General features: G+C 61.3%; 12 protein-coding genes and 1 pseudogene. 8 read left to right on the top strand and 5 right to left on the bottom strand.

The window, feature by feature from the left end:
• Positions 1–5 precede the first annotated feature (5 nt).
• From narH to BG60_RS40155, 5 genes and pseudogenes are all read right to left on the bottom strand, one after another.
• Complete coding sequence (gene narH, locus BG60_RS19465) at positions 6–1559, bottom strand: nitrate reductase subunit beta (protein ID WP_034472404.1); 1554 nt, start codon at positions 1557–1559, stop codon at positions 6–8.
• Positions 1556–5263 (bottom strand): nitrate reductase subunit alpha, encoded by a 3708-nt coding sequence (locus BG60_RS19460; RefSeq protein WP_034472402.1) that lies wholly within the window; start codon positions 5261–5263, stop codon positions 1556–1558. Before BG60_RS19460 ends, narH begins: the two co-directional genes overlap by 4 nt.
• Positions 5264–5467: 204 nt before the next feature.
• Positions 5468–6856 carry a NarK family nitrate/nitrite MFS transporter gene (locus tag BG60_RS19455; protein WP_034472401.1) on the bottom strand — a complete coding sequence of 463 codons (1389 nt, stop codon included), beginning with the start codon at positions 6854–6856 and terminating at the stop codon, positions 5468–5470.
• Positions 6857–6858: 2 nt separating this feature from the next.
• Entirely contained in the window at positions 6859–8109 is a 1251-nt protein-coding gene (locus BG60_RS19450) for an MFS transporter (RefSeq protein WP_034472398.1), read from the bottom strand.
• 98 nt (positions 8110–8207) lie between these two features.
• Positions 8208–8594: pseudogene (locus BG60_RS40155) on the bottom strand (ATP-binding cassette domain-containing protein); the annotation flags it as partial.
• Between the two features lie 291 nt (positions 8595–8885).
• Here BG60_RS40155 and BG60_RS19440 point away from each other — a divergent pair.
• The 8 genes from BG60_RS19440 (at position 8886) to BG60_RS19405 (ending at position 15502) form a co-directional block, all read left to right on the top strand.
• Positions 8886–9680 (top strand): peptidoglycan DD-metalloendopeptidase family protein, encoded by a 795-nt coding sequence (locus BG60_RS19440; protein WP_008349093.1) that lies wholly within the window; start codon positions 8886–8888, stop codon positions 9678–9680.
• Between the two features lie 54 nt (positions 9681–9734).
• Positions 9735–10259, top strand: coding sequence for a septal ring lytic transglycosylase RlpA family protein (locus BG60_RS36960; RefSeq protein WP_144403723.1), 525 nt, complete (start codon positions 9735–9737; stop codon positions 10257–10259).
• A gap of 104 nt (positions 10260–10363) precedes the next feature.
• On the top strand, positions 10364–10588 hold the full coding sequence (locus BG60_RS19430) for a hypothetical protein (protein WP_008349097.1): 225 nt from the start codon (positions 10364–10366) through the stop codon (positions 10586–10588).
• Between the two features lie 366 nt (positions 10589–10954).
• Entirely contained in the window at positions 10955–11839 is an 885-nt protein-coding gene (cyoA, locus tag BG60_RS19425; RefSeq protein ID WP_008349099.1) for a ubiquinol oxidase subunit II, read from the top strand.
• Between the two features lie 3 nt (positions 11840–11842).
• The gene (gene cyoB, locus BG60_RS19420) at positions 11843–13852 is read left to right on the top strand and encodes a cytochrome o ubiquinol oxidase subunit I (protein WP_034472394.1); all 2010 of its coding nucleotides are present in this window, start codon (positions 11843–11845) and stop codon (positions 13850–13852) included.
• A complete protein-coding gene (gene cyoC / locus BG60_RS19415; RefSeq protein WP_008349103.1) occupies positions 13852–14460 on the top strand; it encodes a cytochrome o ubiquinol oxidase subunit III in 609 nt (202 codons plus the stop codon). Before cyoB ends, cyoC begins: the two co-directional genes overlap by 1 nt.
• Entirely contained in the window at positions 14460–14792 is a 333-nt protein-coding gene (gene cyoD / locus BG60_RS19410; protein WP_008349105.1) for a cytochrome o ubiquinol oxidase subunit IV, read from the top strand. Before cyoC ends, cyoD begins: the two co-directional genes overlap by 1 nt.
• A 182-nt stretch (positions 14793–14974) precedes the next feature.
• On the top strand, positions 14975–15502 hold the full coding sequence (locus tag BG60_RS19405; protein WP_008349107.1) for a 2,4'-dihydroxyacetophenone dioxygenase family protein: 528 nt from the start codon (positions 14975–14977) through the stop codon (positions 15500–15502).
• The last annotated feature ends 47 nt before the right edge of the window (positions 15503–15549 follow it).

Here is a 15549-nt window from a genome sequence, read left to right as displayed (position 1 = left end):
CTCGGTCAGCCTTCCTGCAGTGCCTTCTTGCGCGACTTCGGCAACGCCGCGTAACTTACTTCGCCGTGCGTTCGCGATCCGAAAAGCGATCCGTCCGATACCCCCGATGATCCGCAATTGCCGAACGAGAAACCGCAACTGCCCTTTTCGTCAAAGCTGTCCTGCGCCATTTCCTTGTGCGACGACGGCACGACGAAACGGTCTTCGTAGTTGGCGATCGCCATCAATTGATACATCTCTTCCACTTGCGACGCGGTGAGGCCGACATCGTTCAGCACGGCGTCATCGTTCACGTTGTTCACGTTCTGCGCACGCTTGAACGCGCGCATCGCGAGCATGCGGTTCAGCGCGGAGACGATCGGCGCCTCGTCGCCGGCGGTGAGCAGGTTCGCGAGATAGCGCATGGGAATGCGCAAGCTCTTCACGTCCGGAATCACGCCGTTCATGCCCATGTGACCGGCATCCGCGGCCGACTGGATCGGCGAGAGCGGCGGCACGTACCAGACCATAGGCAGCGTGCGGTATTCCGGATGCAACGGGAACGCGACCTTCCACTCGCACGCCATGCGATACACCGGCGAGCGCTTCGCCGCGTCGAGCCAGCTTTGCGCGATGCCTTGACGGAGCGCTTCGGCCTGAACTTGCGGGTCGTGCGGATCGAGGAACAGATCGAGTTGCGACTGATAGAGATCCGTCGTCGCTTCGACCGACGCAGCCTCGGCAATGCGGTCCGCGTCGTACAGCATCACGCCGAGATAGCGGATACGGCCTACGCAGGTTTCCGAGCACACCGTCGGCTCACCCGCTTCGATACGCGGATAACAGAACACGCACTTCTCGGCCTTGCCCGACTTCCAGTTGAAATACATCTTCTTGTACGGGCAACCGGACACGCACATGCGCCAGCCGCGGCACTTGTCCTGATCGACGAGCACGATGCCATCGTCTTCGCGCTTGTACACCGAACCCGACGGGCACGACGCCACGCATGCCGGATTCAGGCAGTGCTCGCACAGTCGCGGCAGATACATCATGAAGGTGTTCTCGAATGTCGAGTACATCTCCTTCTGCACGTTTTCGAAGAGCGCGTCGCGTCCGCGCGAATCGAATTCGCCGCCGAGATCGTCTTCCCAGTTCGGGCCCCAATGGATCTTGTCCATCTTCTTGCCCGTGATCGCGGACACCGGGCGCGCCGTGGGCGGCGTTTCCGAAAGCGGCGCGTTCTGCAGGCGCTCGTAGTCGTATGTGAACGGCTCGTAGTAGTCGTCGATGGCAGGCAGATTCGGATTCGCGAAAAGGTTCGCGAGCACTTTCAGCTTGGGCCCTTGGCGCGGCTCGATGCGTCCGTCGCATTTGCGAATCCAGCCGCCGTTCCACTTCTCCTGGTTCTCCCACTGCTTCGGATAGCCGATGCCCGGCTTCGTCTCGACGTTGTTGAACCACGCGTACTCGACGCCATCGCGCGATGTCCACACGTTCTTGCACGTCACCGAACACGTATGGCAGCCGATGCACTTGTCCAGATTCAGGACCATCGCCACCTGGGCGCGGATCTTCATGATGCTGCTCCTTCCTTCAGCGGGCCTTCGAGCCAGTCGACTTTCTTCATCTTGCGCACGATCACGTATTCGTCGCGGTTGCTGCCCACGGTGCCGTAATAGTTGAAACCGTAAGCCTGTTGCGCATATCCGCCGATCATGTGCGTCGGCTTGAGCACTGTGCGCGTGACCGAGTTATGGATACCGCCGCGCATGCCGCTCGTCTCCGCGCCCGGTACATTGATGATCTTTTCCTGCGCGTGATACATGAGGCACATTCCGCGCGGCACCCGCTGACTGACGACGACGCGCGCCGTCAGCGTGCCGTTCACGTTGAACACTTCGACCCAGTCGTTGTCCCTGAGACCGGCTTCCTTTGCTTCCGCTTCCGAGACCCACACATGCGGGCCACCGCGCGACAGCGTGAGCATGCGCAGGTTGTCCGTGTACGTCGAGTGAATGCCCCATTTCTGGTGCGGCGTGATCCAGTTCAGCACCAGTTCGTGCTCGCCGTTAGGCTTTGCACCGAGCATCGGCGCAATGGTTTTCGTGTCGATCGCGGGCTTGTAGACGCACGAGCCCTCGCCGAAATCGAGCATCCAGCGGTGATCCTGATAGAACTGCTGACGCCCCGTGAGCGTGCGCCATGGAATCAGTTCGTGAACGTTCGTGTAGCCCGCGTTGTAGCTGACTTCTTCCGACTCGAGCCCGGACCATGTGGGCGCGGAAATGATCTTGCGCGGTTGCGCCTGAACGTCGCGGAAACGGATCTTGTCGTGCTCGCGGCCGAGCGCGAGGTGCGAATGATCGCGTCCCGTGATCTTCGAGAGCGCTTCCCACGCCTTCACCGCGACGTGGCCGTTCGTTTCAGGCGCAAACGTGAGAATCATCTCGGCGGCGTCGATGGCCGTCTCGAGACGCGGACGTCCCTTGCTCTGACCGGATAGATTCCCGAGCTCTTCGACTTCGTACGCCGTATTCCAGTTGATGCCCTTGCCGCCGTTCCCTAGTTTCTCCAGCAGCGGACCGACCGACGTGAACTTCTCGTAGATCGCGGTGTAGTCGCGCTCGACGACCGTCATCGAGGGCGCCGTCTTGCCGGGGATCAGGTCACATTCGCCGCGACGCCAGTCCTTCGGCTCGAACGCCTGGCCGAGTTCGCCCGGCGTGTCGTGCATGAGCGGCGTGCAGACGAGGTCCGTGCGCGTGCCGAGATGCTTTCCGCCGATTTCCGCAAACTTCTTCGCGATGGTCTTATAAATTTCCCAGTCGCTCTTGCTTTCCCATAACGGTTGCACCGCTTCTGACAGCGGATGGATGAACGGATGCATGTCCGACGTGTTGAGGTCGTTCTTCTCATAGAACGTCGCGCTCGGCAGCACGATGTCGCCATAGAGGCAAGTCGTGCTCATACGGAAATCGAGCACGGTCAGCAGATCGAGTTTGCCTTCCGCCGCGTCGCGCACGTTCACTTCGCCGGGTTTGATCGCGTCGGCCTCATCGCCGAAGAGCGCGTTCTGCGTGCCGAGAAGATACTTCAGGAAGTATTCGTGTCCCTTGCCGGAGCTGCCCAGAATATTCGACCGCCACACGAACATGTTGCGCGGGAAGTTCGCCGGATTGTCGGGGTCGTCGCATGCGAAATCGAGCTTGCCCGACTTGAGTTGCTCCACCGTGTATTCAATCGGATCGCGACCCGCGCGCTTCGCGGCGTCGACGATATCGAGCGGATTCGCACCGAGTTGCGGCGCCGAGGGCAACCAGCCCATGCGCTCGGACTTCGCGTTCATGTCAAGCATCGAGAGATTCTCGTAACGCGACTTGTCGGCGGTCGGCCCGAGAATTTCGTCGACGGCGACTTTCTCGTGACGCCATTGGCTCGTATGGTTATAGAAGAACGACGTGCCGTTCATCTGGCGCGGCGGACGCGACCAGTCGAGTGCGAACGCGAGCGGCGCCCAGCCGAATTGCGGACGGAGCTTTTCCTGGCCGACGTAATGCGCCCAGCCGCCACCGCTCTTGCCGACACAGCCGCACATCATCAGAAGGTTGATGATGCCGCGATAAATCATGTCGTTGTGATACCAGTGATTCAGCGCTGCGCCGACGATCACCATGCTCTTGCCTTGCGTACGGTCCGCATTGTCGGCGAACTCACGCGCCACCTGGATCACGAGATGGCGTGGCACGGTCGTGTGCTTCTCCTGCCATGCGGGCGTGTACGGGGTGTCGTCGTCATAGGACGTCGCGACGTTCGCGCCACCGAGGCCCTGATCCACGCCGTAGTTCGCCATCTGCAAGTCGTACACGGTCGCAACGCCCGCGCTCCTGCCGTCTGCGAGCGTGATGCGCTTCACCGGCACGCGACGCGCGAGCAGTGCGTCATGCTCCGCGCCGAAGTATGGGAAGCTCACCTCTGCAATTTCGTCATGAGCGTCGATCAGCGACAGGCACGGATCGATGTCGCGACCCGAACCGCCGTCCTTCTGTTCGAGGTTCCAGCGGCCGACTTTCGCGCCGTCGTTGTGATTCGCCTCGCCCCAGCGGAACCCGATCGTGCCGTTCGGCGCGACGATCTTGCCGCTCGTCTCGTCGATGACGAGCGTCTTCCATTGCGGATTGTTCGCTTCGTCGAGATCGTTCTGCAGTTGCGATGCGCGCAGGAAATGATCGGGCACGAGCGTGCCTTCGTGTTCGCGCAGCACGACGAGCATCGGCATGTCGGTATAGCGCTTCACGTAGTCACGGAAGTACGCTGACTTGCCGCTCGCGTGGAATTCCTTCAGCACGACGTGGCCCATCGCCATGGCGAGCGCGGCGTCCGTGCCCTGCTTCGGCGCGAGCCAGATGTCGCCGAACTTCACCATTTCGCCGTAATCCGACGACACCGCGACCGTCTTCGTGCCCTTGTAGCGCGCTTCGGTGTAGAAGTGCGCGTCGGGCGTGCGCGTCTGCGGCACGTTCGAGCCCCAAACCATCAGGTACGTGGAGTTGTACCAGTCGGCGGATTCGGGCACGTCGGTCTGCTCGCCCCAGATTTGCGGCGATGCGGGCGGCAGATCACAGTACCAGTCGTAGAACGACAGGCATGCGCCGCCGATCAGGCTCAGATAGCGCGCGCCGGCCGCATAGGAAACCATCGACATCGCTGGAATCGGCGAGAAACCGATCACGCGGTCAGGCCCGTACTTGCCAATGGTGTACGCATTCGCCGCCGCGATGATCTCGCTCGCGGTGTCCCAGTCGGCGCGCACGAAACCGCCGAGGCCGCGCACGCTCTTGTAGCGCTTTGCCTTCACGGGGTCTTCGCAAATGGACGCCCACGCCGCGACCGGATCGAGCGTCTTGCGCGCTTCGCGCCACATTTCGATGAGACGGCCGCGAACCATCGGATGCTTCACGCGCTGCGCGGAATACACGTACCAGCTATACGACGCGCCGCGCGGACACCCGCGCGGTTCGTGATTCGGCAAATCGGGGCGCGTGCGCGGATAATCCGTCTGCTGCGTTTCCCACGTGATCAGGCCGTTCTTCACGTAGACCTTCCACGAGCACGAGCCCGTGCAGTTCACGCCATGCGTGGAGCGCACGATCTTGTCGTGCTGCCAGCGGCTGCGATAGCCGTTTTCCCATTTGCGGTCTTCGTTCACGACCGCGCCATGTCCATTCGAGAACGTGGACTTGATGCGCGACATGAACTTCAGCCGATCCAGAAAGTGACTCATCCGTTTCTCCGGGCGTGGCGGCCATGCGCCGCCATGAATACGTTGATTCGAGTGTAGGGACGCGATCGCCGCGCGCCCATTCCCCGAAAGGAGGCGTCGACGCGCATCAGACGGACTAGTGCGCGTACTCCTTTCGGACTAGGTCTATCTCCGCGCACGCGGACGAACTTGAGGCCCGACTACGCGCCCCGCGTGCCGGAGGGTTCAGCAAGGCATGTCCGCATTGCGGCGTGCGTAGCAGAACCACGTCACCGCCGCGCACAGCGCATAGAAGGCGATGAAGCACCAGAGCGCGGTGTCGGGCGAGCCGGTCATGCTCATCGACGTGCCAAAGCTGCGCGGAATGAAGAAGCCGCCGTACGCGCCGATTGCACCGGCAAAGCCGAGCACCGCCGCCGATTCTTTTCCCGCTTCGTGCAGCGCCTGCTTTTTCGCCGAGTCGGATTCGCCTTCGGCTTCGCGCTGCTTCTGCGTCAGGAAGATCACGGGGATCATGCGGAAGGTCGAGCCGTTGCCGATGCCCGTCAGCGCGAACAGTGCGATGAACATCGCGAGGAAGCCGGCGAAGTTGCCGCTCGCGCCGTCGTGCGGCAGAAACGCCATCACGCCGAACACCGCCGCGATCATCGCGATGAAGGTCCACAGCGTCACGCGCGCGCCGCCGAGGCGATCCGAGATCCAGCCGCCGACCGGCCGCGTGAGCGCGCCAGCGAGCGGCCCGAGGAACGCGTAAGCAGTGGGATTGACCGATGGGAACTCAGCCTTCGTCAGCAACGCGAGGCCCGCCGAAAAGCCGATGAACGAACCGAACGTGCCGATGTACAACAGGCACATGAGCCAGTTGTGCTTGCGCCGGAATATGACGGCCTGTTCGGCGAACGAGGCTTTTGCATCGGCGATGTCGTTCATCCCGAACCAGGCCGCGAGCGCCGAGATGACGATGAACGGCACCCAGATGAAGCCCGCATTCTGCAGCCAGATGCTGTGCTCGACGCCGTTCACGTCGTAGGACTGGCCTGCGCCCGCGAATGCGCCGAACACGCTCGCCGAGATCACGAGCGGCGTCACGAACTGAACGATCGACACGCCCAGATTGCCGATGCCCGCGTTCATGCCCGTCGCGAAACCCTTCTTCGCCTTCGGGAAAAAGAAGCTGATGTTCGCCATCGACGAACTGAAATTCGCGCCGCCGAGGCCGCACAGCAACGCCAGAACGAGCAGCGTCGGATAGCCCGTCGACGGATCGCGCAGCGCCAAGCCCATGCCGAGCGCTGGAATCAGAAGACTCGCGGTGGAGAACGCTGTAAAGCGGCGTCCGCCGAATATCGGCACGAGAAACGAGTAGAAGATGCGCAGCGTCGCGCCAGAAAGCGGAGGCAACGCGGTGAGCCAGAACAACTGGTCCTTCGTGAAGTGAAAACCACCCTTATCGAGATTGACGACGACGACGCTCCATAGCGACCACACGGCGAACGCCAGCGCGAGCGCGGGAATCGAGATCCAGAGGTTGCGGCGGGCGACCGATTCGCCCGTTGCGCGCCAGAAGGCGGCGTTCTCGGGATCCCAGCGAGTGAGCAGATAGCGTGAAGACATGGTTAGTGCTTGGGTTGAAACGTGAAGTGCATGCAGATGAGACTGACCGCGGTCGCGCCGAACATCAGCATGAAACAGGTGGTACGCACGCCGGTGAGGTCGACGAGCAAGCCAAAAAGAATCGGCAACAGGAAGCCGGCAAGTCCGCCGGCGAGGCCGACGATGCCCGACACGGCGCCGATGTTCGTCGAGAACTCGTCCGACACGAACTTGAACACCGACGCCTTGCCGACCGCCATCGCAACGCCGACGACAAACATGAGCACCGTATAGGCGACCGGTCCCATTTCGATGTGGAACGTGCGCGGGCCGTCTTTCGCGTGGACGACGAAATCCGTCACCGGATAGCTCAGCAGGAAGAAGCACGCGAGCGCGACCCACATGACGATCCAGGTCGTGCGATGCGCGCCGAAGCGGTCCGACATCCAGCCGCCGAGCGCGCGCAGCACGCCGCCCGGCAACGAGAAGCAAGCGGCGAGAAACGCGGCCTGTTCGATGCCGAAGCCGTACTGATTCACGTAGTACTGCGGCATCCACAATGCGAGGCCGACGTAGCCGCCGAACACGACCGAGTAGTACTGCGCGTAACGGAGCACGCGCCGGTCTTTCAGCACGGTCATCTGCGCGGCGAAACTCTGCGTGCTGGCGCTGCGATGCGCGGGATTGGATGCCGACACGAACCAGAAGACGATCGCGGTGAAGAGCATCGCGACGGAATAGACCTTCGGCACGATCGTCCATGTGCCCGCCGCGAGAATCAGCACGGGCGCGACGAACTTGGTCAGCGCCGCACCCGAATTGCCCGCGCCGAAGATGCCCATCGCGAGGCCTTGACGCGACTTCGGGAACCAGCGCGCGACATACGGCGTGCCGACTGAAAACGACGCGCCCGCGACGCCGACGAACAAGCCGAGCACGAGGAATTGCCACAGTTCCGTGGCATAGCCGATCAGCCAGATTGGCGCGATAGTGACTGCCATCGTGCAGAAAAAGACGATACGGCCGCCGAAACGGTCGGTCCAGATGCCGAGCGGCACGCGCAGCAACGAACCCGTGAGCACCGGCGTCGCGGCGATGAGGCCGAACTCGGTATCGGTGAGATGAAGCTGCTTTTTGAGAGGGATGCCGAGAATGGCGAAGACCATCCAGATGGCGAAGCAGATCGTGAATGCGAAGGTGCTTGCGCCGAGCACGCGCCAGGCGCGCGTGTCGGTCGATGCTTTTGTAGCGAGGGTTGAGTCGACGACGCTCATCGTCCTTTCCTTGTCGTTGTAACTTTCCCGACAAGGGTAAGGTGCGTCGCGCGAGACGCCTATCCGCCGTGCGGATGCGGCGGCGCTGTGCCGCTAGCTCATGCGGCGTAGTCCGGACGGAGTAGTGCCTGTCGCGTCACGCGTTCTGCGATGCCAGCGCGATGCAACTCGCCGGATCGATCGAAAAATGGATGGTCTCCCGGACCGGCGTTTTGTGCGATGGATGCACACGCGCGAGCACGATCTCTCCGCCGATCATGAAATCGGTCGTGCCGAAGCTCGAAACGCATCCTGTCGCGTAGCTTTGCGTCGAGGTTCGAGAGCGGTTCGAACACCATGCCGGACTTGCGGCGATTCGGCGGTACGAAGGTCTCGTCGCGCGCCGAGAAAACGGTCACGCCGTTCACCGAAATCGATCCGCCGACCGGACGTTCCAGCCCGGCAATGGAGCGCAGCGTCGTCTTGCCGCAACCGCTCGGGCCGAGCCGCGTGGAACGCGATATGGCTGCTTTCATCGCGTCGAATGTCAGTTCCAAGCGTGGCGCCCGGCGAGCGCGCCTTTTTTTAACCACCGCATCGTCAAAGAGTGTCAACCGACGGTGTAACGGTCAACGCCGGACGCAAAACACCGTTATCCGCAATGACGAATTGCCGCTTCGCCTCGTGCAATTTGAGATAGAGCGATATTCAGCAGATTCGAACTCGCTGTTCCGCCGCCGCTGGCTTTTGCCGGCGTCGCATCCGCCAAACACTCCGATCAACACCACAAGCGCGGCATGGCAAAAGTGCGCCACTTCGCCTTTTTGCCGGCACCGAAGCTCAAAGAAGTCCAAATGATTAGCTCTGTCCAATCGCGCCGCCTGTCGTGCGCAGCATGTCTTGCCGTCGTCTTCAGCTTCGTTCTTGGCGGATGCGCCAGTCGAACGCTCGAGCAGACCGCGACCAAGCCAGCTTCGCAAACCGACGCTGCCGCTGCCCCGGCGGCACCTGCCGGCTTCTACCGCGTCACAGGCGCGGACACCCTCGCTTCGATCGCAGCCGCCTACGGTCGCGACCCGAACGCGATTGCCGCCTGGAACGGGCTTTCCGCCAGCACTCCACTGACGAACGGCCAACTGCTGCGGGTCGGTCCGCCATCGGCATCGGTTGCCGGCTCGGACGATTCCACGCAGCGGACTGTGAACGCAACACGCTGCCGATCCGATTCCTTGTCCTGGCCGATAAAGGGCCCAATCCTGAAGCGCTTCGGCGTGGACGGGGTCCGGGGCGTTGTCATCGGTGGCGCAGCGGGAGACACGATCCGTGCGGCGAAAGGAGGACGCGTGGTGTATGCGGGTAACGAGATCGCGGGCTACGGCAGCCTCGTAATACTGAAACATGACAGTCGCTACCTGACTGCCTATGGCCATATCCAAAACGTTCTGACCAAGGAAGGGGCCGACGTAACGAAGGGGCAAGCCATCGCGACGATGGGCGCTCAAACGAATGGTCAGCCATCGCTGCTTTTCGAGGTGAGACGGGATCGTCAGCCAGTCGATCCCCTGCCCTACCTTTCCGACTGCGCTTCGTGATCCGTCGAACGTCAGGTCAGGTTACTTGCTCTCGAACAAAGCGATATGCACCGAATGAACATGCTTCAGCCGCGCATCCTCAGCGCCTTCGCCTGCATCCTGTTGATCGCCGGATGTGCAGCCTCTCTGTCGGAGCAAGGCAATGAGGGCGCTTCGACAAACCAACCGGCGAGCGCGTCGAGCCTTCCGGTTCAATCCGCAAACGACGATTCCGTTTCGACCGAAATCACTTCATCCGACCGGCCGGACGAGACACCGACCGCGCGCGCGTACCATCAAGCCGGGATTGCATCCTGGTACGGGCGAACGTTTCACGGTCGACGCACCGCCAGCGGCGAGCGCTTCGACATGTATGCCATGACAGCGGCACATCGCACGCTACCGCTCGGATCGTGGATCCGCGTCACGCTTCCGGGAGGGAGCCCGTCCGTCCTCGTCCGAATCAACGATCGCGGTCCGGTTTCACGCAACAGAATCATTGATCTGTCATACGGGGCAGCCGCTGCGCTGGGCATTGTCAGGCGTGGTTCGGCCCAAGTCGAATTATCGACCGATTCTGTTTTCCATACTCCGTCGTAGACTGCCGCTCCCATGTCTCGACTCTCACACAAGCGGGCAGCGTCCCCCCGCCTCCCGCTCACCAAGGCAATGCTCCTGCCACTGCCGCCTATGCACCGCAACTCATGACGCGCCGGTCCTGCATCTTCCTGTTCGTGCTGACCTACCTTCTGGGTTGCGTCCTGGCTGCGATGGACACCAAGGGGAGTCCGATCGACGTGATGCAGGCGACCATGTCCGCATGGAGCGCTTCGAACCGCGAAGCCGTTGCCGATGCGAGCCAGCGACGGCGCGATGAAATCGAGCGATCGAATGCCATTCGGGAATCCCGGCCTCTCGCCGGGCTTTAGCGAGAAGAACCGGAGAAGGCTCCTGAGCCGTGGCTTCACCTAGGCACGCGGCTCGGCTCCACCACGTGAGACGATCGAACCCGGCGAAGTTATCGCGGCGATCCATCGCGCGGCTCGAACACGCTTTGACGTCGCTTTATCACACTCGCAATTCCATCCCTTCGTTGTAGACTCGCCTGCTCCTTTCGGAGTAGGCAAAAAGTTCCGCCTTCGCGCGACACTCCGTCGCATCAACTTGATCTGAAACAAAATTTCAACCATTCGCGTCATCGCGAAAAATCGCGCGTGGCATGATCTTGACGCGGCGCAAAGCCGTGCAACGGCGTTCTTCCCGGGACGCTTCGATCATCGAAACCAGCGAATGCAATGAATGAAAATACCCAACGTTTAGCAGTGCCATTGTTATCGGGGTTGATAGCCAGTCTTTGTCTTTCGGGATGCAAGCTGGAGGTGTTGGACTCGAAAGGCGTGATTGGCGCAGCGGAATCGTCGCTGATCGCCACCGCGACTTACGCCATGCTTCTCGTCGTAGTCCCGGTGATCCTGCTCACCCTGTTCATCGCATGGCGCTATCGCGCGTCCAACACGAAGGCCACGTATGCGCCGAAATGGGCGCATTCCACGGCCATCGAAGTCGTGGTCTGGGCGATTCCCGCAGCCATCATCCTGTACCTCGGCATCCTCACGTGGAAAACCACGCACGAGCTCGATCCGTACAAGCCGCTGCAATCCGAAGTCAAGCCGATCAACGTCGAAGTCGTGGCGCTCGACTGGAAGTGGCTGTTCATCTATCCGGATCTTGGCGTCGCGTCGGTGAACCAGCTCGCGTTCCCGGTCGGCACGCCGGTGAACTTCCGCATCACGTCCGATTCGGTGATGAATTCGTTCTTCATCCCGCAACTCGGCAGCCAGATCTACGCGATGGCGGGCATGCAGACGAAGCTGCACCTGATGGCCGATCACGCAGGCGACTACGCAGGCATCTCGGCGAACTACAGCGGCAAGGGCTTCTCCGACATGAAGTTCCGTGCACTGGCCATGTCCAACGAAGACTTCGACGCGTGGCTGAAGCAGGTCAAGAACGCGCCCGAGAATCTGAGCATGGACGTCTACGCCGGCGTCGCGCGTCCGAGCGAAAAGGTCGCGGTGCGCTACTTCTCGACCGTCGATCCGAAGCTCTTCAACAACATCGTCGCGAAGTACAACTACGGCAACTCGGTCGTAGGCGCAAATTGTGTAACCAAGGGGTAAGCCATGTTCGGCAAACTAACGCTTGAGGCGATCCCGTACCACGAGCCAATCATCATGGGGGCGACCGTCTTCATGGCGGTCCTCGCGCTCGGTACGGTCGGCCTTATCACTAAACTCGGCAAATGGGGCTGGCTCTGGCGCGAGTATCTGACTTCGGTCGATCACAAGCGCATCGGCGTCATGTATCTGGTCGTCGCCGGGCTGATGCTCGTGCGCGGCTTCGCCGACGCCGTCATGATGCGCGTGCAACAGGCCATCGCGCTCGATGGGCCTGGCTATCTGCCGCCGCATCACTTCGACCAGATCTTCACGGCCCACGGCACGATCATGATCTTCTTCATGGCCATGGCGCTGCTGGTCGCGTTCTTCAACCTCGTCGTGCCCTTGCAGATCGGCGCGCGTGACGTGGCGTTCCCGTTCATCAACTCGCTGTCGTTCTGGATGACGGCCGTCGCCGCCATTCTGATCAACCTGTCGCTGTTCATCGGCGAGTTCTCGACGACGGGCTGGCTCGCGTATCCGCCGCTCTCCGAGACGCAGTTCAATCCGGGCGTCGGGGTCGACTACTACATCTGGGCGTTGCAGTTGTCCGGCGTCGGCACGCTGCTCACCGCCGTGAACTTCTTCGTGACGATCGTGAAGATGCGCGCGCCCGGCATGAGGTGGATGAAGATGCCGGTCTTCACGTGGACGGCGTTCTGCTCGAACGTGCTGATCATGGCGACGTTCCCGATCCTGACCGTCGCGCTCGCGCTGCTGGCGCTGGACCGTTACCTCGGCATGCACTTCTTCACGAACGACGGCGGCGGCAACCCGATGGTCTACCTGAACCTGATCTGGGCCTGGGGTCATCCTGAGGTCTACATCCTGGTTCTGCCCGCCTTCGGCATTTACTCGGAAGTGGTCGCGACGTTCTCGAAGAAGCCGTTGTTCGGCTACAAGACGATGGTCTGGGCCACGTGCTGCATCATGGTGCTGTCGTTCCTCGTGTGGCTGCACCACTTCTTCACGATGGGCTCGGGCGCTAACGTCAATGCCTTCTTCGGCATTATGACGATGGTCATTTCCATCCCGACCGGCGTGAAGATCTTCAACTGGCTCTTCACGATGTACCGAGGCCGCGTGCAGATGACTTCGCAAATCCTCTGGACCATCGGCTTCGTCATCACCTTCACGCTAGGCGGCATGACGGGCGTGATGCTCGCGATTCCCGGCGCGGACTTCGTGCTTCACAACAGCCTGTTCCTGATCGCGCACTTCCATAACGCGATCATCGGCGGCGTGGTGTTCGGTTACTTCGCCGGCATTTCGTACTGGTGGCCGAAGGTGTTCGGCTTCAAGCTCGACGAAAAGCTCGGCAAGAGTGCGTTCGTGTGCTGGTTCGTCGGCTTCTTCGTCGCGTTCGTGCCGATCTACATCCTCGGCTTCATGGGTGCGACGCGCCGCCTGAATCACTACGACGACCCGTCGTGGCAGCCGTTCTTCATCGCCGCTGCCGTGGGCGTGGGCATCATCGCGCTGGGTGTCGTGTTCCAGGTCGCGCAGATCGTGGTCAGTATCATCCGCCGCAATCAGCCTGCGTATCGCGATGTCACCGGCGATCCGTGGGGTGCGCGCACGCTCGAGTGGTCCATCAGCTCGCCGCCGCCGGTCTATAACTTCGCGAATATTCCCGCTGTGCGCGAACTCGACGACTTCGCCGATGCCAAGGAACACGGCCGCATCGATACGCGTCCGTACCGCGACATCCACATGCCGTCGAATACGAGCGCGGGTCTGGTCATCGGCCTGTTCGCGCTGGCCTTCGGTTTCGCGGCTATCTGGCACATCTGGTGGCTCGCGGCTGCAAGCATGGTCGGCATCTTCGCGACGGCTATCGGTTACAGCTTCCGCGATAACGCCGGCTTCATCATCCCGGCCGCGACCGTGAAGTCGACCGAAGAGCGCAATCGTCCGCCGAAGACGCCTGCGAAGGCCGGCTCGGCTCGCGAACTCGAACTGGAGGCAATGTAATGTCGCAATCGACGCTATCCGCGCAACACGCGCATGGCCATGAGCACGAGCACCAGTCGCATTCGGTGTTCGGCTTCTGGGCCTATCTGATGACCGACTGCGTGCTGTTCGCGTCGCTCTTTGCAACCTTCGCGATGTTCGCGATGCAGACCGCAGGCGGCCCGACGCCCAAGGATCTCTTCAACCTGAAGGACGTCGCGTACGAAACGGGCCTGCTTCTCACGAGCAGCCTGACCTTCGGTCTCGCGATGATCTCGGCGACGCGCCGCAAGTCGGGCGCGGTGCTCGCGTGGCTGTTCGTCACGTTCCTGCTGGGTGCGGGCTTCCTCTTTCTGGAAATGCAGGAGTTCGCGCATCTGATCGCTGAAGGCGCGGGTCCGCAACGCAGCGCATTCTGGTCGGCGTTCTTCACGCTCGTCGGCACGCACGGTTTGCACGTGTCCATCGGCATGATCTGGCTGGTCGTGTTGGCCGTGCAGATCGCACGCAATCCGCAAATGAACGAACGCGAATTGCGCCGTCTCGCTTGCCTGAGCCTTTTCTGGCACTTCCTCGACATCGTCTGGATTTGCGTGTTTTCCTTCGTCTACCTTGGGAGCGTCGTCTGATGGCACATGCTCATACCGAAACAAGCGATTTCCCGCACGTCACCGTGCGCGGTTATCTCATCGGCTTCGTGCTGGCTGTCGTGCTAACTGTGGCGTCGTTCTGGGCCGCGACCTCGGGCGCGTTCAAGGGCGAAAGCGCGATCGTCGCGCTCGCCGTGCTGGCCGCGGTGCAGGTGATCGTGCATGTGGTGTTCTTCCTGCACGTCAACTCGTCGAAGGGACAGCGCTGGCATGCGATCTCGTTTGCCTACACCATTCTCATGTCGCTGATTCTTATCGTCGGCACGGTTTGGGTGATGCATAACGTGCACATGCTAATGATGGCGCGCTAATCGCTCGGCTTCATCGCGTGATCTAAGGCGGACCTGCCGGTCCGCCTTTTTTTTCGTCCGTCGAAAAGGCGGTATCTGCACGAATTCATCATCCGTTGAAGAATCTTGACAATTCGCGGAACGAGGAAGAATATCTGTCCATAATTTGATTCACGAATCCACAATATGGACAAGGAGACGCGATGACCGCGCCGAAACCCGCGGCGGATGCCATGACGCCGTATCAACTTCCCTTCCCTAAAGAAGCGCAAAAGGAAATCGTCGTGCCGAGCGCGATTCCCGCCGACGAGCGCGAATGGGTGCCGCAGGCCGAAAACGTCTGGTTCCGTCCGCTGTGTCTGAACGTGTCGACCGGCTACTGGATGAACCTCCTGCGCGTGCGCAAATCCGGCGTGCTGTCGCGTCATCGTCATCCGCAGGCGGTCCACGGCATGGTGCTCAAAGGCCGCTGGCGCTATCTCGAACATGACTGGGAAGCGACCGAAGGCAGCTATGTCTTCGAGCCGCCCGGCGAAACGCACACGCTCTATGTTCCCGAAGACGTCGAGGAAATGATCACGTACTTCCAGGTGAACGGCGTGATGTTCTATTGCGACCCGTACGGCAACTACACCGGCTACGAAGACGTCTTCACCAAAGTCGACATGTGCCGCAAGCATTACGAATCGGTCGGACTCGGTGCCGACTTCGTCGATCAATTCATTCGCTAGCATCCACCCAAACTCAACCCTCTAACAGACTCGACAGAGCATTCGGA

The sequence above is a fragment of the Caballeronia zhejiangensis genome, assembly GCF_000698575.1.
Classification (GTDB): domain Bacteria; phylum Pseudomonadota; class Gammaproteobacteria; order Burkholderiales; family Burkholderiaceae; genus Caballeronia; species Caballeronia zhejiangensis.
The sequence above is the reverse complement of the archived record's forward strand: the minus strand, read 5'-3'. Positions and strand labels throughout refer to the sequence as shown.